This is a genomic window from Leptolyngbya sp. BL0902 (genome assembly GCF_016403105.1).
GTDB lineage: Bacteria > Cyanobacteriota > Cyanobacteriia > Phormidesmidales > Phormidesmidaceae > Nodosilinea.
Window position 1 is genome coordinate 2,474,536 of the sequence record NZ_CP046155.1, and the last position, 23,765, is coordinate 2,498,300.

The following is a 23,765-nucleotide window of genomic DNA, read 5'->3' on the forward strand; positions in this document are numbered from 1 at the left end:
CAGGGCTAGCACCCCGACTACCCTACAATCCTACTCTTTGGCAATCGGGGTTATGAGATTCGGATTTGGGATTCGGATTTGGTATTGGGAGGGTGCTGGCCCCGTGGGGTTGGTGGTACGCCAAGCCCGACTACCATTGGCGGCATTAACCGCCCATCGCTAGCGTTTGAGGCCCAGAGAGACTTTTCTACGAATGTTGCTCACTGGATCTCTGGTAGCTGGGCTCTGTTCTAGTGGAAAGCTCGTCTGCCAAACAACGGCGTTGTCCCGTGTGAGGCTAGAGACCGTTAGGGACTGAATGCCTGACTGGCTGAGCTTATCGGGGCCTTGGCTACGCAAAAAGAAGTGCAGTTGCTCGGCCACCTCTTCAGAATTCACCACCCGCACAGCTAGCCAAGAAACTCGGAGTTCCCCCTCTTGCAGGGCCACCTGGGCTGAAATTCTTTGCTGGCGAAGCAGCGTTTCCAGTTGGTTTACCACACTCTCGTCCTCTGGGGCTTCTGTAGCCGCCTGCTCCGACGCCTCTGGGGCTGAGGGAGTTGCCGTTGTAGCAGCAGCGGGCTTAGGGCTGTGCTCCCAGTAGTCTTTAAGGGCGTAGAATGCTTTTTTCAGCTCTTCGACCCTGGTGCGGTCGCCGTATTTGAGGGCCAAGGCCTTGAGCTTAAAGTATTGGTCTGATGCGGCTTTAAGCGGAGTTCCTGATGCGAGTTCCAGAAAGGCATATTGGGCAGCCATGGGATGATCGTCCTGGGAAGCGGCGATGGCCTCAGTCCCGTCAGTGATGGCCTCAGCCTCGGCAGGTAGCGTAGGATCGGGGACGGTAGTGGCTGCTTCGGGTGGAACGGTCGGCGACACCGCTTCGGCTTCGATGATTGGTACAGCTGGATCGGTGGCAGCCTGTGGGGCGTCCTCCCCCAAATCATGGTCTGATGCAGTAGGAGCCATGATGGGAAACGTTTGTACCTCACCGTCCTCCTCAGCTAAGGAAACCTCGGTACCCCAGCCCGGAATGGACGGATCCGGGGTGTAGGCATAGACCTGAAGACTATGGATATCTCTGACCTGGAGCCGTTTTAGCCCGCGCCGCAGGTAGTTGATGGTGGGAGTAGGCGCAGGAACCGATGGACTGGTTAGCCAGATCTGCAAGCAACTATCCTGGCGCTCGCAGTAGACAGTCATCCCTTTTACCTGAAACGCTTCATTCATGAGGTGGGCGATAGCTGCCGCGTCGCCCTGCCTAGCCTGCTGGACTATGGAGGAGTTCATGGTTCACCTCGTAGAGGGTTGGGAGTGATCGTCACACTTCTTTGAGCATACCCATCCCTTCGGTAAACAATATCGCCACGATCAGAATTTCTTCCTCAGCCAGATCCAGCCCAGATGGCTACCGCCCTCGCCCAGCAAGCAACTGCTTTCCGTAAAGCCCTAGGGTGTGTCATCAAATAAGCCAGAGGACGCAAGCAGCCATGTAAATAGCGCAGAGAAAGGTCTCGGCCAGTTTGTCATAGCGGGTGGCAATGGCTCGGTACTGTTGGAGTTTGGCCAAGAAATTCTCAATCAGGTGACGAGCCTTGTACAAGTCTCGGTCATCCTTCCGGGGTGTCTTGCGGTTGCGTTTGGGTGGAATCACCACCGTGTTGCCTTGGGCTTCGAGCGGTTCAATCACCCGTTTGTCGGCGTCATAGCCCTTATCGGCAAACACGGTGTCGGTGGGAAATCGGCCAACAGAACATCCGCCCCATCGAGGTCCCAGGCTTGTCCGGGGGGCAGATGAAACCCCGTCGGATTGCCCAAGGCATCGCAGGTGGCATGGATTTTGATGCTTAATTCCCCTTTGCTGCGCCCGATGCACTGGGCCTTGGCATCTCCCCTTTTGCCCCAGCACTATGCTGGTGGGCGCGGACGATAGTGCTGTCAATCATACCGGGCAAGAGATCCTGGATACATTCCCACTGGTCGTCACGTAGGGCATAGCGTCGGGTTGGCATGAGTACGAAGCAAATAAACTGTCACCTCCTCACTGTTACCTAAATCGATGACACGCCCTAAAGGCGCAGCCGATGATCCACAATAAACGGTGTTCCGACAACGATGGTCAACGCCAAGCTGCCCTAGGGCCAACCCGCCAGGAGGAACGCCCCCTGGGTGGATCTTGGATTTGATCCCTCAAGATCGGCTGACTGTCACTGCTTACTACTTTGGACTGGGGAGAACTATGGTTGATTTGGCCTCTCGATGGCGCGGTTTATCACGATGGACGATGGGACGACGGCGGTTTGGGCGACGTACCCTTCAGTTTGTGGCGCTGTTTAGCCTATGTTTAGGCGTTGCCCTAGGCTGTGCCGGGAACAACCAACCCGCCGCCAATGCCCCCACCTCAGGATCGAGTAACGGGCGTATTGCCCTGGGTACAACCCTCACTGCCCGCACCCTCGACCCCGCTGACGCCTACGAAACCTTCCCCGGCATTTTGCTGTTTAACCTAGGGGATCGGCTTTACACCTACACCCCCGGCACCACCGACTTGGTACCCCAACTGGCCACGGATATGCCCGCCATCAGCGAGGATGGCCTCACCTATACCATCCCCCTGCGCCAGGATGTCACCCTCCACGATGGCACCCCCTTCACCGCCGAGGTGATGGTCTTTTCCATCCGGCGGTTTATGGAAAATGGTGGCCGTCCGGCCTACCTGCTGTCGGACAAAATTCAGTCTGTGGAGGCAACCGGGGACTATGAACTCACCATTACCCTCAGTTCGCCCTTTGCGGCCTTTCCAGCCCTGCTGAGTTTTTCAGGCATTACCCCCGTTTCCCCCGCCAGCTACGAAATTGGATCGGGCCAGTTTAACCCCAATACCTTTGTGGGTAGCGGCCCCTACAAACTTGCCAGCTTTGCCAGCGATGCCATCAAGCTAGACGTCAACGAAGACTACTGGGGCGAGGTTCCGGCCAACCAGGGCATCGACATCCAAATTTTCACCAGCCCTGCCAACCTCTACAACACCTTTCGCACCGGTGGCCTAGATGTGGCCTACCAAACCCTCGACCCCGAACAAATTGCTACTCTGCAACGGGAGGCTGACGCTGGCGGTTGGCAGGTGATTGAGGGCGGCACTAACGTGATCAACTACATGTCCCTCAATCGGCGCATTGAGCCCCTCGATGATGTGCGGGTGCGGCAGGCCATCGCCGCCATGGTCGATCGGCCCCTGCTGAACAACCGCGTCTTCCAAGGGCAGGCAGAGCCGCTGTATAGCCTGATTCCCCCCAGCTTTGCGGTGTCTCAGCCCGTGTTTCAAGACGCCCTAGGCGACGGCAACTTTGACAAAGCTCGCGAACTGCTGACCGAGGCCGGGTTTTCGGAAGCTAACCCCCTCACCGTGGAGATCTGGTATCCCTCCGCTTCCACTATCCGCAGCATTGTGGCCAATACCCTCAAAGAATCCATCGAAACGGCCCTGCCGGGGCTGGTGACAGTGGATATTCAAAACACGGAGGGGGCAACCCTGTGGCAAAACGTGGGCCAGGGCATTTATCCAATCATCCTCTCCAACTGGTACCCCGACTTCTACGACCCGGATACGTTCATCCAGCCCTTCCTAGGGTGCGAGACGGGCAGCGTGGAGGCAGGCTGTGAGGAGGGGGCGTCCCAGGCGAATGGCTCCTTTTTCTACAGCGCCGAGGCCAACGCCCTGATTGCCCAACAGCGGGCTGAGCAAGACCCCGCCGCCCGTCAAGCCATCATTGACGACCTGCAAACCATGATGGTGGAAGAAGTGCCCTACGTGCCCCTCTGGCAAAATAAAGACTTTGTCTTCGCCCAGGATGGCGTGGGCGGTGTGGGCATTGAACCCAGCCAGCAGTTCCTCCTCTGGCGCATCACTCGCTCCTAAAGTTAGACTCGCCGCTTCGGCACCCTAGGCTCCCTTGGCCACGGTGTTTCAGCCTACACCGGGGGCAACAGCCCAGGGTGTTGGCCTATGGGGGCTGGGGCTGCAATGTTGGAAATGCAGCCTGGTCAGACGGCTAGCGGGCGGCATCGGGGCTGGCATGGCCCGATACCCCGCCATAGTCTCCGCACAGATCGCCATCTCCCTAGCTTTACGCTAGGCTGACACAGTCCTCCTGCCGGAGGAGTTCTCCCCGCAACCAGGGGCAGCCGCACTGACCCCATCACGAACCCTTGCCCCGCCTGCACCACCACCGCTAAGGATATTGACACCATGGTTAGACTGTTTCTTGCGCTAGTCTTGGGCGTTGCCCTCAGTCTGGGCGGCTATCCCAGTTCGGCCCAGGCTATCGGCTGGCCTAGCCTCCCTGCGGCCCTCACGCCTCCGTTGCCCTCCGTTGCCGCCGCCGTCCCCACCGGGGAAGTGAAAGCCTTTGCCAAAGCCTACCAGTCGATCCAAGCCATTCGGGACGAAGCAGAGACTAAAATGGCCGAGGCCGTTGAGGGCGCTGGATTCACCGTAGAAGCCTTTAACGACCTTGCTGACAAAGCCCTCGCCGATAACGAGCCCCCCGCCGATGCCGCCACAGCAGCCACCTTTGATGGCGTGATTGAGCGCATCACCATCCTCCGCCAGGAGGCCGAAGAGACTATGGTTAAGGCCATTGAAAAGGCGGGCATTTCGGTTGATCGGTTCAACGAAATCCTCGACCTCTCTGACCAAGATCCCGATCTCTACCAGCGCATCGGCGACCAAATTAACGGTCGCTAGGCGCTCGGTTCATCCCGTCAGCGCCCATGATGACTCCTTAACCCAACGGGTTGCCAGGGTGCCCATGGGCGTTGCGCTAACAGCAGCGGTCAGCCTGGCCCCATGCCCCCGCTAAAATGCGGCCTTAAGGTATAGCCCTGCTGAAAGGTGGCCCCATTAAAACCCAATGGCGGCGTGGGCTACCATCGCGCACAAATACCGTACTCAATCCCTGAAATCCTGACTACCATTGAAGTAGCGGTTCATGGAACCCCGCCCACAAGAGTCACCATGCTTACCACAGCTTGGGTGCCCAACCTCGCTTCAGGCTATCGCACCCGTTTTTCGCTTTTTCCCAGACTTCCTTCGCCAGAATCTGTGACTGTACCCCCTGCGGCCCCAGGGCTTGCAAGCGCTGGGCCGCGCCCTCTGGAGGTCGGCCCCCAGGCAGGATTGGCGGCCTTGACCCAGCCGCTCCCCGACCCAGCGCCGCCGCGCCCCCGGCGATCCCCAGAACCTACGGCGGCAACCATCAGCCATGGGGGGGCCGAGCTGCATGATCGAGAAACAGATTCCCTAGACGTGCAGCTGACGTTGCCTGTGGATGAGCCAGAGCCCAAACTGCCGGAGATTTCTCCGATGACCCTGGGCTTAGCCACCCAAGATGTCCGAATGGTACTGCGAGAGCAAACCGAACAAAGTCAGCTACTGACCACAAAACTCAATATTTTATTTGTGGCAAATAGTGCTCTGCTCACTAGTTTGAGTATCTCGCGTCTTCTAGTGAGTGGAAATCTGTTTAGCCTAGCGGAAATATTAGGATTTTTAATTAGTTTCTCCCTGCTGATGCGAGCATTTTTGCCTCGCCAAGTCGCCGTTACGCCCAACTTAGAAGACAGCACATTTTTAGAGCGCTACCTAGCCCTGAGTTCCCAAGATTATCAACTGCAAATGCTGGTCAATTTAGCGGAAACCTATAATGCCAATAAACAGCGCCTAGAGGATGTCTCCCAAGGGCTAAAATACGCTGCCTACACCATCTGGGCGACAACTGCTATTATGCTGATCAACATCGTTGCGGTTTATGTTACCAAGAATTTACAAGCCCCGATGCTCTAGAACGTTATCGTTCGTTGATTTAGGGTCTCGCCTATGGTCTCCTCTGATCTAACCGACAGCCACCCAGCCTTTGAGGTTACGCCCAAGCGGGCTGACGCCTATGCAGTGGAGTCCACGGAATCTAATACGGGAAGTCATGATCCGGGAGATCCGGTAGCGGAAAAGCGGGTCGCTTTGCCCAAACCCGACACCAACAACATCACGGTGCTCACCGAAAGCTTACCCAACGACCCCATTTTGCCCTGGCACCACTTCGATTCTCCCTGGCTAGAGAAGGAGGAATCCGCCGCCACTGCTCCGAGAGAAGACGCTGCGCCATCCGCCGATGACGATAGTAGTGAACAGCTTTCCCTGGCGCTTGATGGGGTTACTTCTGCAGAAATGAGGCCCAATTCTGAACTATCGACAGGCCATTCCCTGAAGGCCCACTCCACCGAAACCCCGCCAAAAATTTTGGAGACAGGGGCCTAAGAGGCAGCGGTAAAGGTGGTGAGTCTCACTTTGTAGAAAACGTATTTGAAAACATATTTATAGGCAAGGTTTATAGGCAAAACGCCTAGGATGGGTCTAGGCGTAACTCCCTTCGAGCCAGATCGCGCGGGCGATGCCTCTGGCCTAAGTTTGTTCTCCGATGAGGGATAGCCCTAGGCTTGTGGTAACGTCTAGGCATCGACATCCTGAGGTGCCCCGTGTTTGCCGTTGCCCTAAAAGCTGGCCCAACTTCCACGTATCTGCTGTCGGATTTAGAGACGTCGTCTCAGCTCGAACTGGTGCCTCAGCGAGGGGGCCTTGTCACCCGTTGGCGGGTGGAGGGCCAGGAGATTTTGTACTTTGATGAGGCCCGCTTTGCCGATCCGGCGCTGTCGGTTCGGGGCGGCATCCCTATCCTGTTTCCCATTTGCGGCAATCTGCCCGATAACCAGTACAGCCTTGATAGCCAGACCTACCATCTCAAGCAGCACGGCTTTGCCCGCGATCTGCCCTGGCAGGCCACTGGGCAAGCCACCACTAACGCGGCTAGCCTCACCCTGGAACTGAGCAGTTCTGCCGACACCCTAGCCCAGTATCCCTTTGCCTTCAAGCTGTCGTTTACCTTTATCCTGCGGGGCCATCGGCTAGAACTCCAGCAGCAGTTCACCAACCTATCCGACCGCGCTATGCCCTTCTCTACTGGGCTGCACCCCTATTTCCAGGTCAGCGATAAGCACCAGCTTGAGTTTGAAGTTCCTGCCACTGAGTTCCAAAACCATCTGACGGGCCAGGTAGAGTCCTTTGGGGGCCAGTTTGATTTTAGCCAGCCCGAAATTGACCTCGCCTTCCAGAACCTCACGGCAAAGGCTGCCACCGTGACCGACCGCCACCTGCGCCGACGGCTCACCCTGTCCTGGAGTGAAGCCTATACTCGCCTTGTTTTCTGGACGGTGCAGGGCAAAGACTACTACTGTCTAGAACCCTGGACAGCTCCCCGCAATGCCCTCAATAGCGGCGATAGCCTCCTGCTGGTTGCCCCCCAGCAAACCGTGGAGACCTCGGTGCATCTGGCCGTTGCCTTTTGGTAGGGGAAGGCCCAGGGGGTGGTTCACAGGGAAATTTCAGTGGGGGAGGCAAGCTTGGTTTCGTAGTAGCGGCAGGCCCAGTAGCCTACGGTATAAATGAGCGCGGTGTCTGTGGCCACATCCACCGCCGCCCCCACCAGGGGAACCGGATTGAGCAGGCCCAACCCCGATTTCACCAGGCCCGACGCCGAGGCCGAGATCATCCAAATCGTCAGCACTTCGCCCCGCCGCGTCCTGTCCTCCGGAGAATAGCCGTAGAGGGCGGCAATGCGGTAGATCATCTGGGCCTGCAAGGCGGCGACAGCACCCACATCCATCAGCGACAACAGTAGGGTGAGCGGGGGCGCAACGTTAGAGACCAGGCTGACCCCGGCGGCCTTGAGAGCGGTGTCGGCCATGACCTGCTGGGCCAGGGTGCGGGGGCTGGCCTGGGGATCGGCGTGACGCAGGTAGTCAATGCTCTGGCGCACTTGGTTGACGTTCACTTGGCCCAGGGCGGCCAACAGCCAGCTCAGCCCCGGCAGAGATGTCATCCCCTCAACCAGGGGATGGGTGGCCACAGGGGCGATTACCTGCCCCACGCTGTCGGTGAAGGGTTCTAGCCAGGGCTGCAACGGCATCATCACCCCGTTGCCTGCCTGGGCCACGGCGTCATCTACCGCTTGCAGGCCTCCTTGGGCCAAGGCCGCAAGGGCCTTCAGGGTCTCCTGGGTGAGGTCGGTTGGCGGTGGGGCCGGGTGAGAATGCGCCATGGGAAGCAGCCCTTAACTGGTGGGATAGACCGGGTCTTTATCAATCATCACGGGGGCTTGGTAGAGCAGGGCTGTGAAGGCCACGGTAGAACCCAGCCCCTCTCCCATACTAATAAAATGAACCGTGCCGCCCATGGCTTCGACTAGGCGCTGGGAAATGGCGAGCCCCAGCCCGGTGCCCCCGTACTGCCGAGTGCGTTCACCATCCACCTGACTAAAGGACTGGAATAGGCGATCCTGCTTTTCGAGGGAGACGCCAATGCCAGTATCCATCACGCTAATTTTTACCGTCCCCGGCCAGGTGGTGCCGTCATAGTCTACTTTATGGGGTTTGACCTCGGACTGGATGGTAATACTGCCTTCATGGGTAAATTTTACGGCGTTGCCCACCAGGTTTAGCAGCACCTGCAACAGCCGTTGATAGTTGCCGTTGAGGGTAATTTCGTCGCGGGTAGCGGGGAGGAGAATATTAAATTCTAGGCCCTTGTGTTCGGCCATGGGGCGGGCAAAGTTTTCTACATTGGCCAGCAGTTCCTTGAGGTTGACAGGCCGCATTTCGATCTGCATTTTGCCCGCTTCAATTTTGGCAATATCTAGCACATCGTTAATCAGCTCTAGCAGGTGAATGGCAGACTTGTGGGCCTCCTGCAAAAATTCCTGCTGTTCTTCGGGGTCGTCGGCCATGCCGTCTAGCACGAGCTTCAGAAAGCCAATGATGCCGTTGAGGGGAGTTCTGAGTTCGTGGGAGGTATTGGCCAAAAATTCGCTTTTCAGCCGCGAGGCTTCCTCCGCCTGCTGACGAGCCTCCTCCGCCTGCCGCTGGGCCTCCTGAAATTCCTGCTGCTTTTCTAATAAACTCGCGTTGGCCTGTTGCAGTTTAATCGCTAGGGCATGGCTTTCGGCAAAGCGCTGGGCATGGGCTACGGCGGTACCCACCTGGTCGGCGAGGTCGGTAATGAGGCCAAGTTCTACCCCTGTCCACTGGCGGCCACCCCAGTCGTAGAGCAGAATAAACCCGTTGATTTGGCTTTGGTAGCGGGTGGCGACCACCACCGCCGAGGGCTGGCCAGGGGAATGAACGGGGCTGGCGACAGGCACCTGGCTGGGGTCAACGGGAGACAGCACCGCTCCGGCATACTGGGCCGCCCGTTCCAGGTGCCCCCGTTCGCTCTTGGGCAGGGGTTGCCCCAACCACCGAGGCCCATCGGGCGACTGGATATATTCGGCCACCACCTGGGCCAAGGAAGAGGCTGGGTCGAGGGCACAAATCAAGCAGCGATCTGCCCGGAACAGTGCCCCCAGTCCCTCCACGGTCTGCTGCTGAATGGTCTCTAAATTGAGCGTCCAGCGCACATTGCGGGTAATTTGGTTCAGCCGAGGGGCATAGGCTTGGAACTGAGCCAGGGAATTGGCATGGATGGCCTCTGCTGGATCGGGGGGAGGGCAGGGGGCCAAAATCTCTGACCACAGCGGGGATACCGTCCAGTAGGCCGTAGCGGCAACCCGTCGGGGCTGGCCAGCGGGGGCCAGCAGAGGCTGAAACACCCAGGTAGCCTCTAGGCTGTGGGCTCCTAGCGGGCAGCGCCCCGCCCATGGCCCTACCCAGGGCAGCGGGGCACCTTGGCTTTGCAGGGTGGCCAGCGCCGCCGCAAAGGCATCTACTCGGTCAAAGGCGACCATCTCAATCAGGGGACGACCAACCCAGCTTGCGGCTAGCGTGGTCGGTATCTCGCCCCCAGCCAAGGCTTGTATGGAGATGACGGCCCCCATGGGGCTGAGCACCAATAACCACACTGGCCCCACAGCAGCACTCTCCACCGGGGGAGAAACCGATGGATCGGCAGGAGGAAAAACCGGGGGTTGGGGATCAACGCTCATCGCGGTTCAGGGCAGGGCCACCACAACATCAAGCTTAGCCACATCCAGCGGAGTTGGGATCGGGGTTTGTGGGGATTGGGAGCTGGGCTTTTGGAGCAAGGAAAGGCTAGTCGTTCCACTCGCCTTTGGGGGGCACCGTGGGGTTGCGGGGCAGGGTGCGTACCAGGTCATCTTCTGAGCGCCGATCTCCTCGCAGCCATTGCCGCAGAGCCACTTCAATCACCTTGGCCGGGTCGGGGGTCAGGTGCTTCACTTGGTCGAGCAATTCTCGGTCGATCTGCACCGACAGCTCGACTTTCCCATCGGGGCCTGGGGTAACGGGGGTTGCAACATCTTCCATAGTTTCGTTCATCCGTGGGCTGCCATAGAACGTTCATGCACCCTTCAAGATTACCCCACTCAGCCCAGCAGCGAAGGACGGGAAGATACCATTACAATAGGTAAAGCCTACAGAATCCCTCATTCCCCTGGTACGCCTTTTATGACAGAGGTTCCCGTCTCTCAGATTCGTAACTTTTCGATTATTGCCCACATCGACCACGGCAAATCGACCCTCGCGGATCGGCTTTTACATCGCACTGGCACCGTCAGCGACCGCGAAATGAAAGAGCAGTTCCTCGACAACATGGATCTGGAGCGGGAACGGGGTATCACCATCAAGCTCCAGGCCGCCCGCATGAACTACAAGGCCCAGGACGGCAAAGATTACATCCTGAACCTGATCGACACCCCCGGCCACGTCGATTTTTCCTACGAAGTCTCTCGCTCGCTGATTGCCTGCGAAGGGGCGCTGCTGGTGGTGGATGCCTCCCAGGGGGTCGAGGCGCAAACCCTGGCCAACGTGTATCTGGCCCTAGAAAACAACCTGGAAATTATCCCGGTTCTCAATAAAATTGACCTGCCCGGAGCCGACCCAGAGCGGATCAAAGCTGAAATTGAAGAAATCATCGGCCTCGATTGCAGCAACGCCATCCTGGCCTCGGCTAAGGAAGGGGTGGGCATCGACGAAATCCTGGAGTCCATCGTTTACCTGGTGCCGCCGCCGCCGGATACCGTCGAACAACCCCTCCGCGCCCTGATTTTCGACAGCTACTACGACCCCTATCGCGGTGTTATCGTCTACTTCCGGGTGATGGACGGCAGCATTCGCCACAAGGATAAAGTGCGGCTGATGGCCTCCGGCAAAGAGTACGAAATCGACGAACTGGGCGTGCTGGCCCCCACCCAAACCCGCGTCGATGAACTCCATGCCGGGGAAGTGGGCTACTTTGCGGCCTCCATCAAAGCCGTGGAAGATGCCCGCGTGGGCGACACCATTACCCTGGTGCAAAACCCCGCCACCGAGCCGCTTCCTGGCTATGCCGAAGCCAAGCCCATGGTGTTCTGCGGCCTCTTCCCCACCGCCTCCGACCAGTTTGAAGAACTGCGGGAAGCCCTGGAAAAACTGCGCCTCAGCGATGCGGCCCTGCAATACGAACCGGAAACCTCTAGCGCCATGGGGTTTGGCTTCCGCTGCGGATTTTTGGGCCTGTTGCACATGGAAATTGTGCAGGAACGCCTAGAGCGGGAATACAACCTAGATCTGATTACCACCGCCCCGTCGGTAATCTATCGGGTGACGACCATCCAGGGTGAAGTGCTGGAAATCGACAACCCCAGCACCCTGCCCGACCCCCAGGCCCGCGAGAAAATCGAAGAACCCTACGTCCAGCTCGACATGATCACCCCCGAAGAATACGTGGGGACGCTGATGGAACTGTGCCAGGGGCGGAGGGGTGAATTTAAAGACATGAAATACCTGGCCCAGGGTCGCACGACGCTGATCTACGAAGTGCCCCTGGCCGAGGTGGTGACGGACTTCTTCGACCAGATGAAATCCCGCACCAAGGGCTACGCCAGCATGGAATACCACCTAATTGGCTACCGCGAAAATCATCTCTCCCGGCTGGATATCCTGATCAACGGCGACCGGGTCGATTCCCTGGCCTCCATCGTCCACCGCGACAAAGCCTACTACGTGGGCAAAGCCCTAGTGGAAAAACTCAAAGAACTGATCCCCCGTCACCAGTTCAAAATCCCCATCCAAGCCGCCATCGGTAGCCGCATCATTGCCAGCGAAAGCATCCCCGCCCTGCGGAAGGACGTCTTGGCCAAGTGCTATGGGGGCGACATTTCTCGGAAGAAGAAACTGCTACAAAAGCAGGCAAAGGGTAAAAAACGCCTGAAGGCCATCGGTACCGTGGACGTGCCCCAGGAAGCTTTCATGGCTGTCCTCAAGCTGTCCTAGGCCGCGCCTGCCCATACCGTCTGCCTAGATGGCGAAAAAGGGGATATCCTAAAGCATCGTCGGGCTACGCTCCCGTGGGGGGTTGGGTATGGAGTATTGGGAATTTCTGCTGCAACAGGAGGGGGATCACCATTGGTTGCCCCTAGATACGGCGCAGATGGAAATTTTGGAGGGCCGCTACCGCATCATGGCCCACACCAGCGCGGCCCACACTCCGGTGCGGGTGCAGGTCAGCCAGCGGCTACTCGACCAAGATCCTCCCAAACGTCGCCATTTTAAGCGCCAGGGCCAAACCAATGCCGATGGGCTGATGGTGGTCATTCCCTTTACTCGGCTTCAGGCGGGCACCTGGGATATTCACTGCTCCAGCGTGCTCGAAGACGCTGCCAGCTCAGCCACCGAGGAAGCCCCTTGGGCCTACCGGGTTCAGCTTCAGGTGCTGCCGCCCGGAGGAGACGATGACGAGGTTTGGCTGCTGCCCTCCGATGAAGCGGATCTTGCCTCCGCCCCCGTGGCCCCTGTTCGTCGTGCGGTTCAGCCCGCTCTAGACTTGGAACAGGCCGCTGCCGCCCTCGATGAAGCCCAGGCCGATCTCGCCACGGGCGACGCCCTCCAGGGCGGGGCACACCGTCTGCACCTCACCCAAACGGCTCTGCTAGGCCAGGAGGGCTCCGAGGTTGATCTCACAGGCCATGTGGTCGGAGCCCAGGCGGGAGAACCCTGTGCGGCCCTAGCCTGGGTGGTGCGGTTGGTCGATCCCCAAACGGCCACGGCGGTAGCCCTCACCCCCTTTGCCCTAGAAGCCGCCACCCTGCCAGCGGATTTTCATCTGTCCCTCTCCATTCCCCCCTACCTAGAGACGCGCCTGCTGTTGGGGGAACTGGCCCTAGTGCATACCCCAACCATTGCGGTGCTGGCCCTGCAACGGTTTACCCTCACGGTTGATTTGGCTTCTGTGTTTGACACCATCGCCAACCAGGCCGAAGCAGAAACCGACTACATCCTCGATTTTGCTGGGGGTGGCCCCGGCCAAACCCTCACCGGAGAAGCCAAGGAGGAAACGCCCCCCAGTCGGCCTCTAGATTTGCCCCAGGGGCCACCTCGGTCGGTGCCCGTGTTCACCTTGCCCCGCGATGGGCTCAGCCTCCCCCCCAAGCTCTACGAGCCTTCCCCCCACGAGGCCAGTGCTCGACGGCCTACGCTGCCACCCTTTGGGGCTCAACGGCCCAATACGCTGTCGCCCCAGCCCGCCCCGGCAGAGCCAGACACCCAGCCGGATGTCCTCGCTGACCTTAGCCCGGAAGCCCCTACCTCCCCTGTTGACCCGGTGCTGCCAGCGCTATCTACCGAGCCTGCCCCATCGGCCCAGACCACCAAGGAACCCCCAGCCCCCTCCAGCCCAGAACCGCCGCCGTCGGCCTCAGAGGGGACTCGTTCGGCCCTCCGCCTACCGCCCCTGCCCCACCCTCCATCTCCATCCGCCCCGCCCCCCACTCCCAGCGTCCCCCTGCTGATGTCCCACGAAGTGGCGGGCTTCCGTGATCTGAACCTGCAAGAGCGGTTTTGGTCCCGCCTCAATGAGATGGCCGTGTCGATTCAGCAGGAGGCCCAAGACCGTCGCCCTGAGCCCGATACCGAATCACCCAGACCCACAGAAGACGCCGCCGCTATCCCAGCGCCCCCCGAACCCTTTGCGGGAGAAGTGGTCATCTACGAAGATGAGGACGAAACCCTCGGCCCACTCACTACCCCAGCGGCACAGGTCATCTCCCCCGTGCCCCCCACCTCCGATGAACCCCTCGCGCCACCCCAGCCAGATCTGGGCTTGCCCAGCGGCGACCTGATTGCGGGCGACCCCATCCTGGTAACGTTGCGCGTCCCCTTCCACCCCAACCGTCTGTACCTGAAGGTCTGGATCTCCGATCCACAGACCCGCAGCCTAGTGGACGAACCTCGCCAGGTGATGAACCTCCGCCCCAACGGCCACAACCAACTGGAAGGCAGTCTTCAAATGACGGTACCCCTGGGCTGTCTGGAAGCCGAATTTGAGGCCATCGCTGTCGATATGATGACCCAGCAGGAAAGCTACAAAACCACGGTGAGCCGAGCCATTATCCCCGCTGGCCTAGCGCCGCCCATCCAAGATGACTTTGACGTGTAGCGTCACCCTGATTGGCTGACAAAAATTACTAGACTCATCTCTATCGAACGATCAGGAGACCTGACCCCTACATGAAACCAATGCTGTAGGGGCGCGGTTTTCGCGACCAACGCAGAATAATTTATTAGTCAGGTTGGGTTCTGCTATGGTGCCACCTAACCTACAAAGCTAGTATCAATTTCAACCGATCTCATTACTTCAATTAATGACATCGCCCAATGAAATGCTCACTGTCACCTCGGCGATACGCACATCTCGATCTGTATAATTACCCTGTATCTCTGCTTTCTTGGCACGCATATCCTCAATTTCTATATTTTCTTTAAGGGTAAAAAGGGTCGCATATTCGATTTTCTCGATCTCGATCCAGTCTTCATCACTCCAACACTGAGAAACTGGCGAAGCTTCATTTTCGGCGGCAACAATAATCCACGCATTCATAAAAAACCTCTGTCAAAAGTTAACGGTTTAATTTTAGTTGATAGATATATGGAATGGGTATGAAAGAAAGATAAATTCGGCAGGTAATTTGATTCTGTAGACAGACATTTTTTGATAATTCTCCGCAAAAATACACTTGATTTATCAGCGCAGGCTTACGGTTCTTGACAATGCTTAACTTTCTGAAACCGATGATTGTTCTCGCTGCCAATCGGCCCGCACTAGGCGAATTTCATCGAAGGAGTAACTGTCTCCCAGTCGTTCGCGGAGGTCGCTGAGGGCAAAGGTCTCTTTGGTGTCTAGAACTTGGCGGATAGTGGATTGTCGGGCGGGGGGAACTAGGGCGTCTAAGTTAATGGATTCACCGTTGAGAATCAGCAGTTCTAGATGGGTAGCAATGGTGACGGGTTTTAGGCCGCGTTCTTGGGCAATGGCTTCAATACTGTGGCCCTGCTGGAACAGTTGTAGGGTCAGCCGATGGGTGTTGCCAACGGGTTGAGGACGGCTGCTGAAAGTCTGGGGCTGGTTGGTATTGGATGGGAGAGTGATTGGGGGCGCGGCAGAGGTAGAAATCGGTTGAGTTGGGAGGCCATTATCAGCACAGAATTGATGGATAACGTCCAAAAAAGCGTCACCATATTGATTAAGTTTGCGGCTGCCGACACCGGAAAGCTGGCCAAACTCTGCTAAGGTTTTGGGCCGTTTTTGGGCCATTTGTTTGAGGGTCGATTCGTGAAAAACGACGTAGGGCGGCACACTTTGTTGGTCGGCCAATCGTTTGCGGAGAGCTTTGAGTTCGGTCAGTAGGGCGACGGTTTCAGGGGCATTATCAAACTTGACTGATTCCGTCGTTGATCGGGTTTCAACGGGTTTGATATCCTTGGGTACAGCGACCTCAACGGTGAGTTGTTTGCGGAGAATTTGCCAGCTTGCGGCATTCAGTTTGAGTACCGGAAATCCGTCGGTGGTTTCGTCTACAAAACGCTGATGCAAGAGGGAACGGCCTAGTAATTTCCACTCTTCGACGGAGCGATCTTTACCGATACCGTGGGTGGAAAGTTTGTCGTGGCCGAGGTTCACCACCTTTTGATTTTTGGAGCCGCGCAGGACGTCGATGATGTGCATCATGCCGAAGCGTTCTTGGCAGCGGGCCACGCAGGAGAGGAACTTTTGGGCCTCAATCGTCCAGTCTTCGATGGGGGGCGGGTTGGTGCAGTTGTCGCACTGGTGGCACAGCCCCGCCAGGGTTTCGCCAAAGTAGCTGAGCTGAATTTGGCGGCGACATACCGTACTTTCGGCATAGTCCACCATTTGCCGCAGTTGTTGGCGGGCGATGCGCTGCTCGGTTTCGTCGGGCTTTTGGCCAATCAAATATTCCGCTGTGGCTACATCGCCATAGGCCAAAAATAGCGTGCAGTGGGCGGGTTCGCCATCTCGTCCGGCCCGTCCGCTTTCTTGGTAGTAGCCCTCGATGTTGCGGGGAATGTCGTAGTGGATGACAAACCGCACATCGGGCTTGTTGATGCCCATGCCAAAGGCCACCGTGGCTACCATCAGCCGAACATCGTCGCGAATGAAGCGGGTTTGGTTGTCGCGCCGCACCTCGTCCGCCAGTCCGGCATGGTAGGGCAGTACCGATTCTCCGTCTTGGGTCAGCTTTAGGGCCAGTTCATCCACCCGCTTGCGGCTGAGGCAGTAGATAATCCCCGATCCCGTTTGCGATCTGACCTGTTGCAGCAACTGCTGATAGCCGTCTCGCCCCTTGGGTCGCACTTCGTAGAACAAATTAGGCCGATTAAAGCTGGAAACCTGCACCAGCGGATCTCGCAGCCGCAGTTGTTGGGCAATGTCTTGGCGCACTCGTTCCGTGGCGGTGGCCGTCAACGCTAGCAAACTAATCTGGGGGAAGCGCTCCCGCAGTTCGTGCAGCCGCCGATATTCGGGCCGAAAATCGTGGCCCCACTCGCTCACACAGTGGGCTTCGTCAATGGCAAAACCGCTAATGCCCACCGTCTGGCTCAGGTTGTTGAGAAACTGGATAAACCCCAGATTCTGCAACCGTTCCGGCGATACGTAGAGCAGTTTAATGTCTCCCCGCAGCAGGGCCGCTTCCCGCTGGCGCAGGGCCTCACCATCCAGGGAACTATTCAAAAACGTGGCGGCAATGCCGTTATCTTGCAGGCCCGCTACCTGATCCTGCATCAGGGCAATCAGCGGCGACACCACCACCATGACGCCAATCTTCAACAACGCGGGCAACTGGTAACACAGCGACTTGCCACCCCCTGTGGGCATAATCACCAGGGTGTCTTGATTCTTCAGCGCTGCCTCAATCACCCGCCGCTGCCCAGGCCGAAACTCGTCGTAGCCAAAGTGGTGCTTCAGCGCTTTTTCGAGGGAGGGGAAGTCCGCCACGGGAGTTGCCGCCTGAGCCATAGTCATGTGTTGTTACCGATAAACCCTGGGCTACCTAGGATACCCGTACTAGATTCTACGCGGACGACCTTGGTTTGTCATTCCGCCAAATCACCTGACAACATTGCGCCTATCAACTTAGGCGGAGGCTGCCAGACTAGAATCGGCCTCCTCGGTCGCCACTTCTTCAAAGCGGATGATGTCTTGGCGAGGGTTGGCATGGCTAACCCGCACCTGGAACTGTTCCCCTAGGGCGACGGAACGGTTAAAACGCATGGCCAGTTCTAGGCCCAAGTCTTCTACCATAATCAGCCCCAGGCCGTCATCCTCCCGCAGCCAGCGCAGCAGCATCACATCCCACACCTCGCTTTGGTTACGGCGCAGGTATTCCAAAGCCCAGTAGCGCTTGGTTTGGCGTTCTACCAGGGTGGCTTCGTAGGCGGCGGTGCTGGCCCCTTGGGCAAGTTCCGTCACTTCGTGGGAGGAAAAAGGCGGTGGATCGCCGCGCAGGTGGGCCTTGAGCTGGAAGTGAACGATCAAATCCAGGTAGCGACGGATGGGGGAGGTGACTTGGCTGTAGCTGTTGAGGCCCAGGGTAGCGTGGCGGCTGGGGGTCACGCCCACCTCACTGCGGGTCATGCAGCGGCGAATGGCGGAATCGCGCACCCAACCCGTTGGCAGTTGGATCAGTTCTTCGTCGGAGGGCAATTCTGGCTGGGGCTGGCTGCGGAAAGGAATCGCGAGGTCGTGGGTTTGGCCATAGTGGGCGGCCACCTCTCCGGCTAGGATCATCATCTCCGCCACCATCTGACGGGCCGAAGAATCCTCCAGCACCTCGATCACAATGTCGTCTTCGGCCTCCCGCACCTTAATGACGGATTCGGGCATGTTGATGTTAATCGCGCCCTGAGTCACCCGCCACTGCCCTCTCACCTGAGCCCATCGGGCTAGGTCATGCAGTTCTGGCTCGGCGGTAATGCCCAGTTCCAGCAGTTCGTCCACGTCTTCGTAGGTGAGACGGTAGGTGGGCTTGATTAGGCTGGTGGCGATGGTGTAATCCTGCACGTCCCCAGCCTCGCCGAGGACAATGCCAAAGCTGAGGGCGCAGCAAATCTGCCCCTGCACCAGGCTCATCGGCCCGGTGGCCAGCTCGGCGGGGAACATGGGAATGATGCCCGTGGGTAGGTAGACCGTGGTGCAGCGGCGGCGGGCTTCCAAGTCCAAATCATCGCCGGGGATCACCCAGCGGGTGGGGTCGGCGATGTGAATCCAAATCCGCTGGCGACCATCCTCTAGGGTTTCGAGGCTGAGGCCGTCGTCAATTTCTTGGGTGCTGGCATCGTCAACGGTGTAGACCTTGAGGGGGGTCAGGTCTAGGCGCTGGGGATCATCGAGATCGGGCGGCGGAGACTGGAGCCGCTGCTGCACCATAGTTAGGGTGTCCTCGGAGAATTGGCTGGGGATCTGGCTGCGGCGCAGGGCCAGATTTTCGTGGGGCTGCCACAATCCCCATGCCACTAGGGTATCAAATGCGCCCGCCGCCGTTGAGGCACAGCCCATCGCATTCAGCAATTCCACGGCCTGGTTGCGCTGGCTAGATTCCTCCCCCAGCAGGGCAAAGCGTTCTAGGACTTCGATGCGAGGGCGATCCGTTTTGTCCCAGGCCACGGCTTCTCCCGCCAAGCCCTGACGCGCCTTGGCCATGAAGGATTCCCATTCCTGCTGACGCTGGGTTTCCCGCTCCATCTGGTGCTTAATTTCGTTGACCTGACTCGCAGGGCGAGGTTCGTAGCGGTCGCCCTTTTGCTTGAAATAAATCTTATCTTCGCTCAGCAACCGATGGGCCGCGTAGCACAGGGGCGGGCTTTGGTCGGAAAACAACAGCGCCGCCAGGGAAGCCGGATCGGCGGATTCCTCCGATTCCGTCAAAAATTCCCAGGCCACCTCCAGGCTAGAGGGGTCGATATAGCCCTCCGCCTCGTTTAAAAATGCTGAAATGTCGGCGGGAGTATACCTCTCGCCGACCACTTCATAGCTCATCTCTCTGGGATGTAGGGTATGGGATTGGCCACGATCATCCATGACCACCCAGTTTTTCTTGCCCTCAGGCCGATCAACGACCCCCAGGCGGGGCTGACCCTGGTGTTTGAATTCGACTAATGTTCCCTTTTCCACCAGAACCCTACCCTACAATCGCCATCTCTAAGCCTAGCCTAGCCTTCCCCGTTCACATAGGGGAGTAGGGCCAGAATGCGGGCGCGTTTGATGGCGACGGTGAGATCCCGCTGCTGCTGAGCGGTCAAGCCAGTAATCCGGCGGGGCAGAATTTTGCCGCGCTCGGTGACGAACTTGCGGAGCAAGTCTACGTCTTTGTAGTCAATTTTTTCTTCGGGCTTGATTGGAGATACTCGACGACGAAAATAGGCCATGGGAGTTGCTTACTTGATTTCTTTGTGGACGGTGTGCTTGTTGCAGTGGGTGCAGAACTTCTTCAGTTCGATGCGGCCCGTCGTGTTGCGACGGTTCTTTTGGGTGGTGTAGCGAGATACACCGTTAGAGCGCTTGTCCGGGTTAGTCCGGCATTCAGTGCACTCAAGGGTAATGACGAGGCGGACGCCTTTAGCCATGACAGTTCACCTAGAGTAGTGCGGATATGAAGTTAAGACACAGTCTTTCAGTATCCCACGGCAAGTCGATAAATGCCAATAGTTGATCCGGTTTGCTAGGCCAGAGAGCCCCTTGTTCACCCTACATTTCCTGATATTCTGGACTATTGGCTAGGCCCAGCGGGCACTAGTGGGCGAATTCTAAGGAACGGCGGTGCTGGATTTACGGCAAGTACGGGAAAACCCAGAACAGGTACAGGTAGCCTTGGCCAAGCGAGGATCCTACGACCTTGCGCCACTGCTGGAGTTGGATCAGCAGCAGCGCCAGATTGAGACGGTGCGGTCTCAGCTTCAGGCCCGCAGCAACGACATTGGCAAGCAAGTCGGGCAGGCGATCAAGGCTGGGGCAGCTCCCAACGGGCCAGAGGTGGCGGCATTGAAGGAAGCGGGCAACCAGGTCAAGGCGGAACTGCAAACCCTGGAACCCCAGGAGCGGGATCTGAAGGCCCAGATTGAAGCCTTTCTGCTCACCCTGCCCAACCTGCCCAGCGACACCACCCCCGTGGGGGCCGACGAAACTGAGAACGTGGAAGTGCGCCGCTGGGGCGATGACCTGCAACCCCAGCACACCATCCAACCCCACTGGGAGATTGGCGAAACCCTCGGTATTTTGGACTTTAAACGCGCTGCCGAAAAAATTGCCCAAAGCCGCTTTGTGACGCTGATCGGGGCTGGCGCGGCGCTAGAACGGGCCTTGATTTCCTTCATGCTGGATCGCCACACCCAGGCGGGCTATCAGGAAATTATGCCGCCCTACCTGGTCAATTCAGCGGCGCTGACGGCCTCGGGGCAACTGCCCAAGTTTGCCGAGGAAAGCTTCCAGTGCCGCGACGATGATCTGTGGCTCACCCCCACCGCCGAGGTGCCCCTCACCAACCTGCACCGCGACGACATCCTCTCCACCGAAGCCCTGCCCATCCACTACTGTGCCTACACCCCCTGCTTCCGGCGCGAGGCGGGTAGCTACGGCAAGGATACCCGTGGCCTAATTCGGCTGCACCAGTTCAACAAGGTGGAGATGTACAAATTCGTCCGCCCCGATACGTCGTTTGACGAACTGGAAGCCTTGGTGGCCGATGCCGAAGACATTCTGCAAAAGCTGAAGCTGCCCTACCGGGTGCTGGCCCTTTGCACGGGGGATTTAGGCTTCTCTAGCTGCAAAACCTACGACTTGGAAGTGTGGATGCCCTCCGCCCAGCGCTACCGCGAGATTTCGAGCTGCTCCAACTGCCTCGATTTCCAAGCCCGTCGCGCCAATATTCGGTTTAAATCCCCTGGCCAAAAGGGCACCCAGTATCTCCATACCCTGAATGGATCTGGTCTGGCCATTGGCCGCACCATGGCCGCAATTTTGGAGAACTACCAAGAAGCTAACGGATCCGTGCGGGTGCCGGAGGTGCTGCAACCCTACCTGGGCCGAGAATACCTATAGGCCCATCCTATAGCCCCCATAACGAATCGGCGCTGTAACGGAACGGGTACTGGCGATTGAGCGGTATACAATCGAGAGAAATTTGCCTCGAACACCACCGTTTAGAGCGTCCTTCCCATGCAACAGCTTTTTCGTGCCCTCACCACGCCATTCCTAGCCGCTGTGGTGGCTGCCGGATCGTTTCCGTTACCCATTGGGCAGGCCCAGGCCCAGCCATCGGCAAATCCTAGCCCTTTTGGCCCCAATACGCCCACGCCGGATCAGGTGGTAGAGTGCGAACTACTTATCGTGGGCGGCGGTTTGGCGGGCACAGCCACGGCCTACGAAAGCCTGCTGATGGGCCACACCGTCTGCATGACGGAGCTGACCGACTGGGTGGGGGGGCAAATTTCCTCCCAGGGCACCACGGCGCTGGATGAATCGCGGGAACAGCGGCGGCGGCTGTTTTACTCGCGGGGCTACAACGACCTGCGGCGGCGGGTGGAGGAAAAGTATGGCGAGCTCAACCCCGGCCAGTGCTGGGTGAGTGTGTCTTGCTTTATGCCCGCCGATGCCAACGCCATTTTGATGGAGATGCTGGCGGAGGCCGAACGCCAGGGCGGCGGCGAACTGAAGTGGTTCCCCAACACGGTGATCAAAGAGGTGGGCTTCAATGCCGACCGCAGCCACATTGATACCATGATGGCTATTCGCCACAGCCCCGCACCGGGAACGGCTCCCCTGAATACCGATTTTCTGTCGGAAATTATCGAAGACGCCTACACCTACGAAGATTCGGCCCGCCTGTCGAAGGAAATTATTCAGTTTGTGCCCGCTGGCATTGACACCAACCGCTTCCCCAATGCCGATCCAGATCGGGTGGATTGGTTTGTGGTCGAAGCCACGGAAACCGGGGAAATCATCGCCCTGGCTGATGTACCCTACGAGTTGGGCCTCGATCCCCGTTCGCCCCTCAACCCCTCATCTCCGGTAGCCGAGCGGGACGCCTACTGCACCCAGGGCTTCACCTACACCTTTGCGATGGAGCGCACCGCCGAAGCCCAAACCTTCGACGTGCCAGAGTTCTACTCCATCTACGAGCCCTACTACAGTTGGGAAAAAGAGCGTCCCCAACTGCAAACGCCCCAGGATCACTTTGACTTTGTCTTCACCTATCGCCGCCTGTGGAGTGCGGCCCCCCGGCGACTGAACGAGCGCATCTTTGGCTCTCCCCGTCCGGTACCGGGGGATATCTCCATGCAGAACTGGACGTGGGGCAACGACTATCGCCCCGGCACCTCCCGCGATAACCTCATCCTCACCCACGACCAACTGCGTTCCAGCGGCCAACTGGCACCAGGGGGCTGGCTGGGTGGTCTGCGGACGGAGACCCTGCGCCGAGGGGAAGAAAATGCCATCGGCTTCTTCTACTGGCTCACCACGGGCACCACCGATTCCCAACTGGATGATTCCTGGAAGGAACCCGACCCCTACAACCGCTACCTCAGCGGGCTCGACTCTCCCATGAACACGGCCCATGGGTTGTCGAAATATCCCTACATTCGCGAAGCCCGCCGCATCATTGGCCGTCCCTCTCCGGGCTACGACAGCGGCTTCATGATCAGCGAGATTGACTTCTCCTGGAACGATTTCACCTCCGAGTTCTACCAGCAAAATCTGGATCGCAGCACGTTCACCTCCATGCGGCGGCTCTTGGCTGGCCTAGACACGATTGACACCTTCATGCCCGGAGCCAACCCCGATGAGTTCCATGTGCGGGGGCGGTCTCGCATGTACCCCGACTCGGTGGGTATCGCCCAGTACGCCATCGACTTCCACCCCTGTATGCGCGACTACCCGCCCGAAGCGCCTGGGAACATTGAGCGGCCTGGGGTGCGCCAAGCCCACGGCCAAGCCTTCCCGGCCCAAATCCCCCTGCGGGCACTGATTCCCCAGCGGGTAGACAATATGCTCGTCGCCAGCAAGAGCATCGCCGCCAGCAACATCGCTGCCGCTGCCTACCGGGTGCATTCCTTCGAGTGGTCGGTGGGAGCTGGCGCGGCCCATACCATCGACTTCTCCCTGCGGAACGGCGTGCTGCCCTACGAACTGGTGGAAAACCTGCCCCGCCACAACCCGCTCCTCCACGCCCTGCGCCAGGAGCTTGAGGCCAGCGGCAACCCCACCCAGTTCCCCGACACCTCCATCTTCAACGAAGAATGGACGGAGTGGAAACCCTGGTAAGTCAAGCGCCCTAGGGGGATGAGCCCGCCTTTTCTCCATCGGTATTGCCCTGCCTTCGGCGGGGCTTTTTTGTGGCACTGGACGGTGGCAGCGGACGCGGTGCCTTAAGCTAATAAGGAATGACTAGCATTAA

The 23,765-nt window shown here is 58.4% G+C and carries 18 protein-coding genes and 1 pseudogene; 9 read left to right on the forward strand and 10 right to left on the reverse strand.

The genetic code is table 11. The features are described from left to right. Nucleotides 1-159: 159 nt before the first annotated feature. Entirely contained in the window at nt 160-1,266 is a 1,107-nt protein-coding gene (locus GFS31_RS10965; protein WP_198804869.1) for a hypothetical protein, read from the reverse strand. A 172-nt stretch (nt 1,267-1,438) separates the two neighbouring features. Next, nucleotides 1,439-1,988 (reverse strand): annotated as a pseudogene (locus tag GFS31_RS10970) (IS5 family transposase). A 227-nt stretch (nt 1,989-2,215) separates the two neighbouring features. Here GFS31_RS10970 and GFS31_RS10975 point away from each other — a divergent pair. The 5 genes from GFS31_RS10975 to GFS31_RS10995 all read left to right on the forward strand — a co-directional run bounded on the left by GFS31_RS10975 (nt 2,216) and on the right by GFS31_RS10995 (nt 7,380). Further along, nucleotides 2,216-3,895 carry an ABC transporter substrate-binding protein gene (locus GFS31_RS10975; RefSeq protein WP_198804870.1) on the forward strand — a complete coding sequence of 560 codons (1,680 nt, stop codon included), beginning with the start codon at nt 2,216-2,218 and terminating at the stop codon, nt 3,893-3,895. Between the two features lie 330 nt (nt 3,896-4,225). Further along, nucleotides 4,226-4,723: a DUF4168 domain-containing protein gene (locus GFS31_RS10980; protein ID WP_198804871.1), complete on the forward strand. Its 498-nt coding sequence runs from the start codon at nt 4,226-4,228 to the stop codon at nt 4,721-4,723. Between the two features lie 357 nt (nt 4,724-5,080). Continuing rightward, nucleotides 5,081-5,821, forward strand: a complete 741-nt coding sequence (locus GFS31_RS21265; protein WP_198804872.1) for a hypothetical protein — start codon at nt 5,081-5,083, stop codon at nt 5,819-5,821. Nucleotides 5,822-5,854: 33 nt separating this feature from the next. Then, nucleotides 5,855-6,292, forward strand: a complete 438-nt coding sequence (locus tag GFS31_RS10990) for a hypothetical protein (protein ID WP_198804873.1) — start codon at nt 5,855-5,857, stop codon at nt 6,290-6,292. Nucleotides 6,293-6,510: 218 nt separating this feature from the next. Continuing rightward, nucleotides 6,511-7,380 carry an aldose epimerase gene (locus GFS31_RS10995; RefSeq protein ID WP_198804874.1) on the forward strand — a complete coding sequence of 290 codons (870 nt, stop codon included), beginning with the start codon at nt 6,511-6,513 and terminating at the stop codon, nt 7,378-7,380. 20 nt (nt 7,381-7,400) lie between these two features. Here the strand turns inward: GFS31_RS10995 and GFS31_RS11000 are convergent, their stop codons facing one another. From GFS31_RS11000 to GFS31_RS11010, 3 genes are all read right to left on the reverse strand, one after another. After that, on the reverse strand, nt 7,401-8,129 hold the full coding sequence (locus tag GFS31_RS11000; RefSeq protein WP_198804875.1) for a hypothetical protein: 729 nt from the start codon (nt 8,127-8,129) through the stop codon (nt 7,401-7,403). Nucleotides 8,130-8,141: 12 nt separating this feature from the next. Beyond that, entirely contained in the window at nt 8,142-10,007 is a 1,866-nt protein-coding gene (locus GFS31_RS11005) for an ATP-binding protein (RefSeq protein ID WP_198804876.1), read from the reverse strand. A 106-nt stretch (nt 10,008-10,113) separates the two neighbouring features. Beyond that, complete coding sequence (locus GFS31_RS11010) at nt 10,114-10,347, reverse strand: type II toxin-antitoxin system CcdA family antitoxin (protein WP_198804877.1); 234 nt, start codon at nt 10,345-10,347, stop codon at nt 10,114-10,116. 141 nt (nt 10,348-10,488) lie between these two features. Between GFS31_RS11010 and lepA the strand changes: the two genes are divergently transcribed. Together lepA and GFS31_RS11020 are read left to right on the forward strand one after the other, a co-directional pair. Beyond that, nucleotides 10,489-12,294 (forward strand): translation elongation factor 4, encoded by a 1,806-nt coding sequence (gene lepA, locus GFS31_RS11015; RefSeq protein ID WP_198804878.1) that lies wholly within the window; start codon nt 10,489-10,491, stop codon nt 12,292-12,294. A gap of 88 nt (nt 12,295-12,382) precedes the next feature. After that, nucleotides 12,383-14,455, forward strand: a complete 2,073-nt coding sequence (locus GFS31_RS11020) for a hypothetical protein (protein ID WP_198804879.1) — start codon at nt 12,383-12,385, stop codon at nt 14,453-14,455. 198 nt (nt 14,456-14,653) lie between these two features. Here the strand turns inward: GFS31_RS11020 and GFS31_RS11025 are convergent, their stop codons facing one another. From GFS31_RS11025 to rpmG, 5 genes are all read right to left on the reverse strand, one after another. Next, nucleotides 14,654-14,896, reverse strand: coding sequence for a hypothetical protein (locus GFS31_RS11025; protein WP_198804880.1), 243 nt, complete (start codon nt 14,894-14,896; stop codon nt 14,654-14,656). Between the two features lie 174 nt (nt 14,897-15,070). Next, nucleotides 15,071-17,338, reverse strand: coding sequence for a DNA helicase RecQ (gene recQ / locus GFS31_RS11030; RefSeq protein ID WP_317135028.1), 2,268 nt, complete (start codon nt 17,336-17,338; stop codon nt 15,071-15,073). A 111-nt stretch (nt 17,339-17,449) separates the two neighbouring features. Further along, nucleotides 17,450-19,486 (reverse strand): ribonuclease catalytic domain-containing protein, encoded by a 2,037-nt coding sequence (locus GFS31_RS11035; protein WP_198804881.1) that lies wholly within the window; start codon nt 19,484-19,486, stop codon nt 17,450-17,452. A 38-nt stretch (nt 19,487-19,524) separates the two neighbouring features. Then, a complete protein-coding gene (rpsR, locus tag GFS31_RS11040) occupies nt 19,525-19,740 on the reverse strand; it encodes a 30S ribosomal protein S18 (RefSeq protein WP_190496343.1) in 216 nt (71 codons plus the stop codon). Between the two features lie 9 nt (nt 19,741-19,749). After that, nucleotides 19,750-19,938 carry a 50S ribosomal protein L33 gene (gene rpmG / locus GFS31_RS11045; RefSeq protein ID WP_190496341.1) on the reverse strand — a complete coding sequence of 63 codons (189 nt, stop codon included), beginning with the start codon at nt 19,936-19,938 and terminating at the stop codon, nt 19,750-19,752. A 193-nt stretch (nt 19,939-20,131) separates the two neighbouring features. On the opposite strand from rpmG, the gene serS reads away from it, so the two are divergent. Continuing rightward, the gene (gene serS / locus GFS31_RS11050; RefSeq protein WP_198804882.1) at nt 20,132-21,409 is read left to right on the forward strand and encodes a serine--tRNA ligase; all 1,278 of its coding nucleotides are present in this window, start codon (nt 20,132-20,134) and stop codon (nt 21,407-21,409) included. Nucleotides 21,410-21,526: 117 nt separating this feature from the next. Then, complete coding sequence (locus GFS31_RS11055; protein WP_198804883.1) at nt 21,527-23,632, forward strand: FAD-dependent oxidoreductase; 2,106 nt, start codon at nt 21,527-21,529, stop codon at nt 23,630-23,632. Nucleotides 23,633-23,765: the final 133 nt, after the last annotated feature.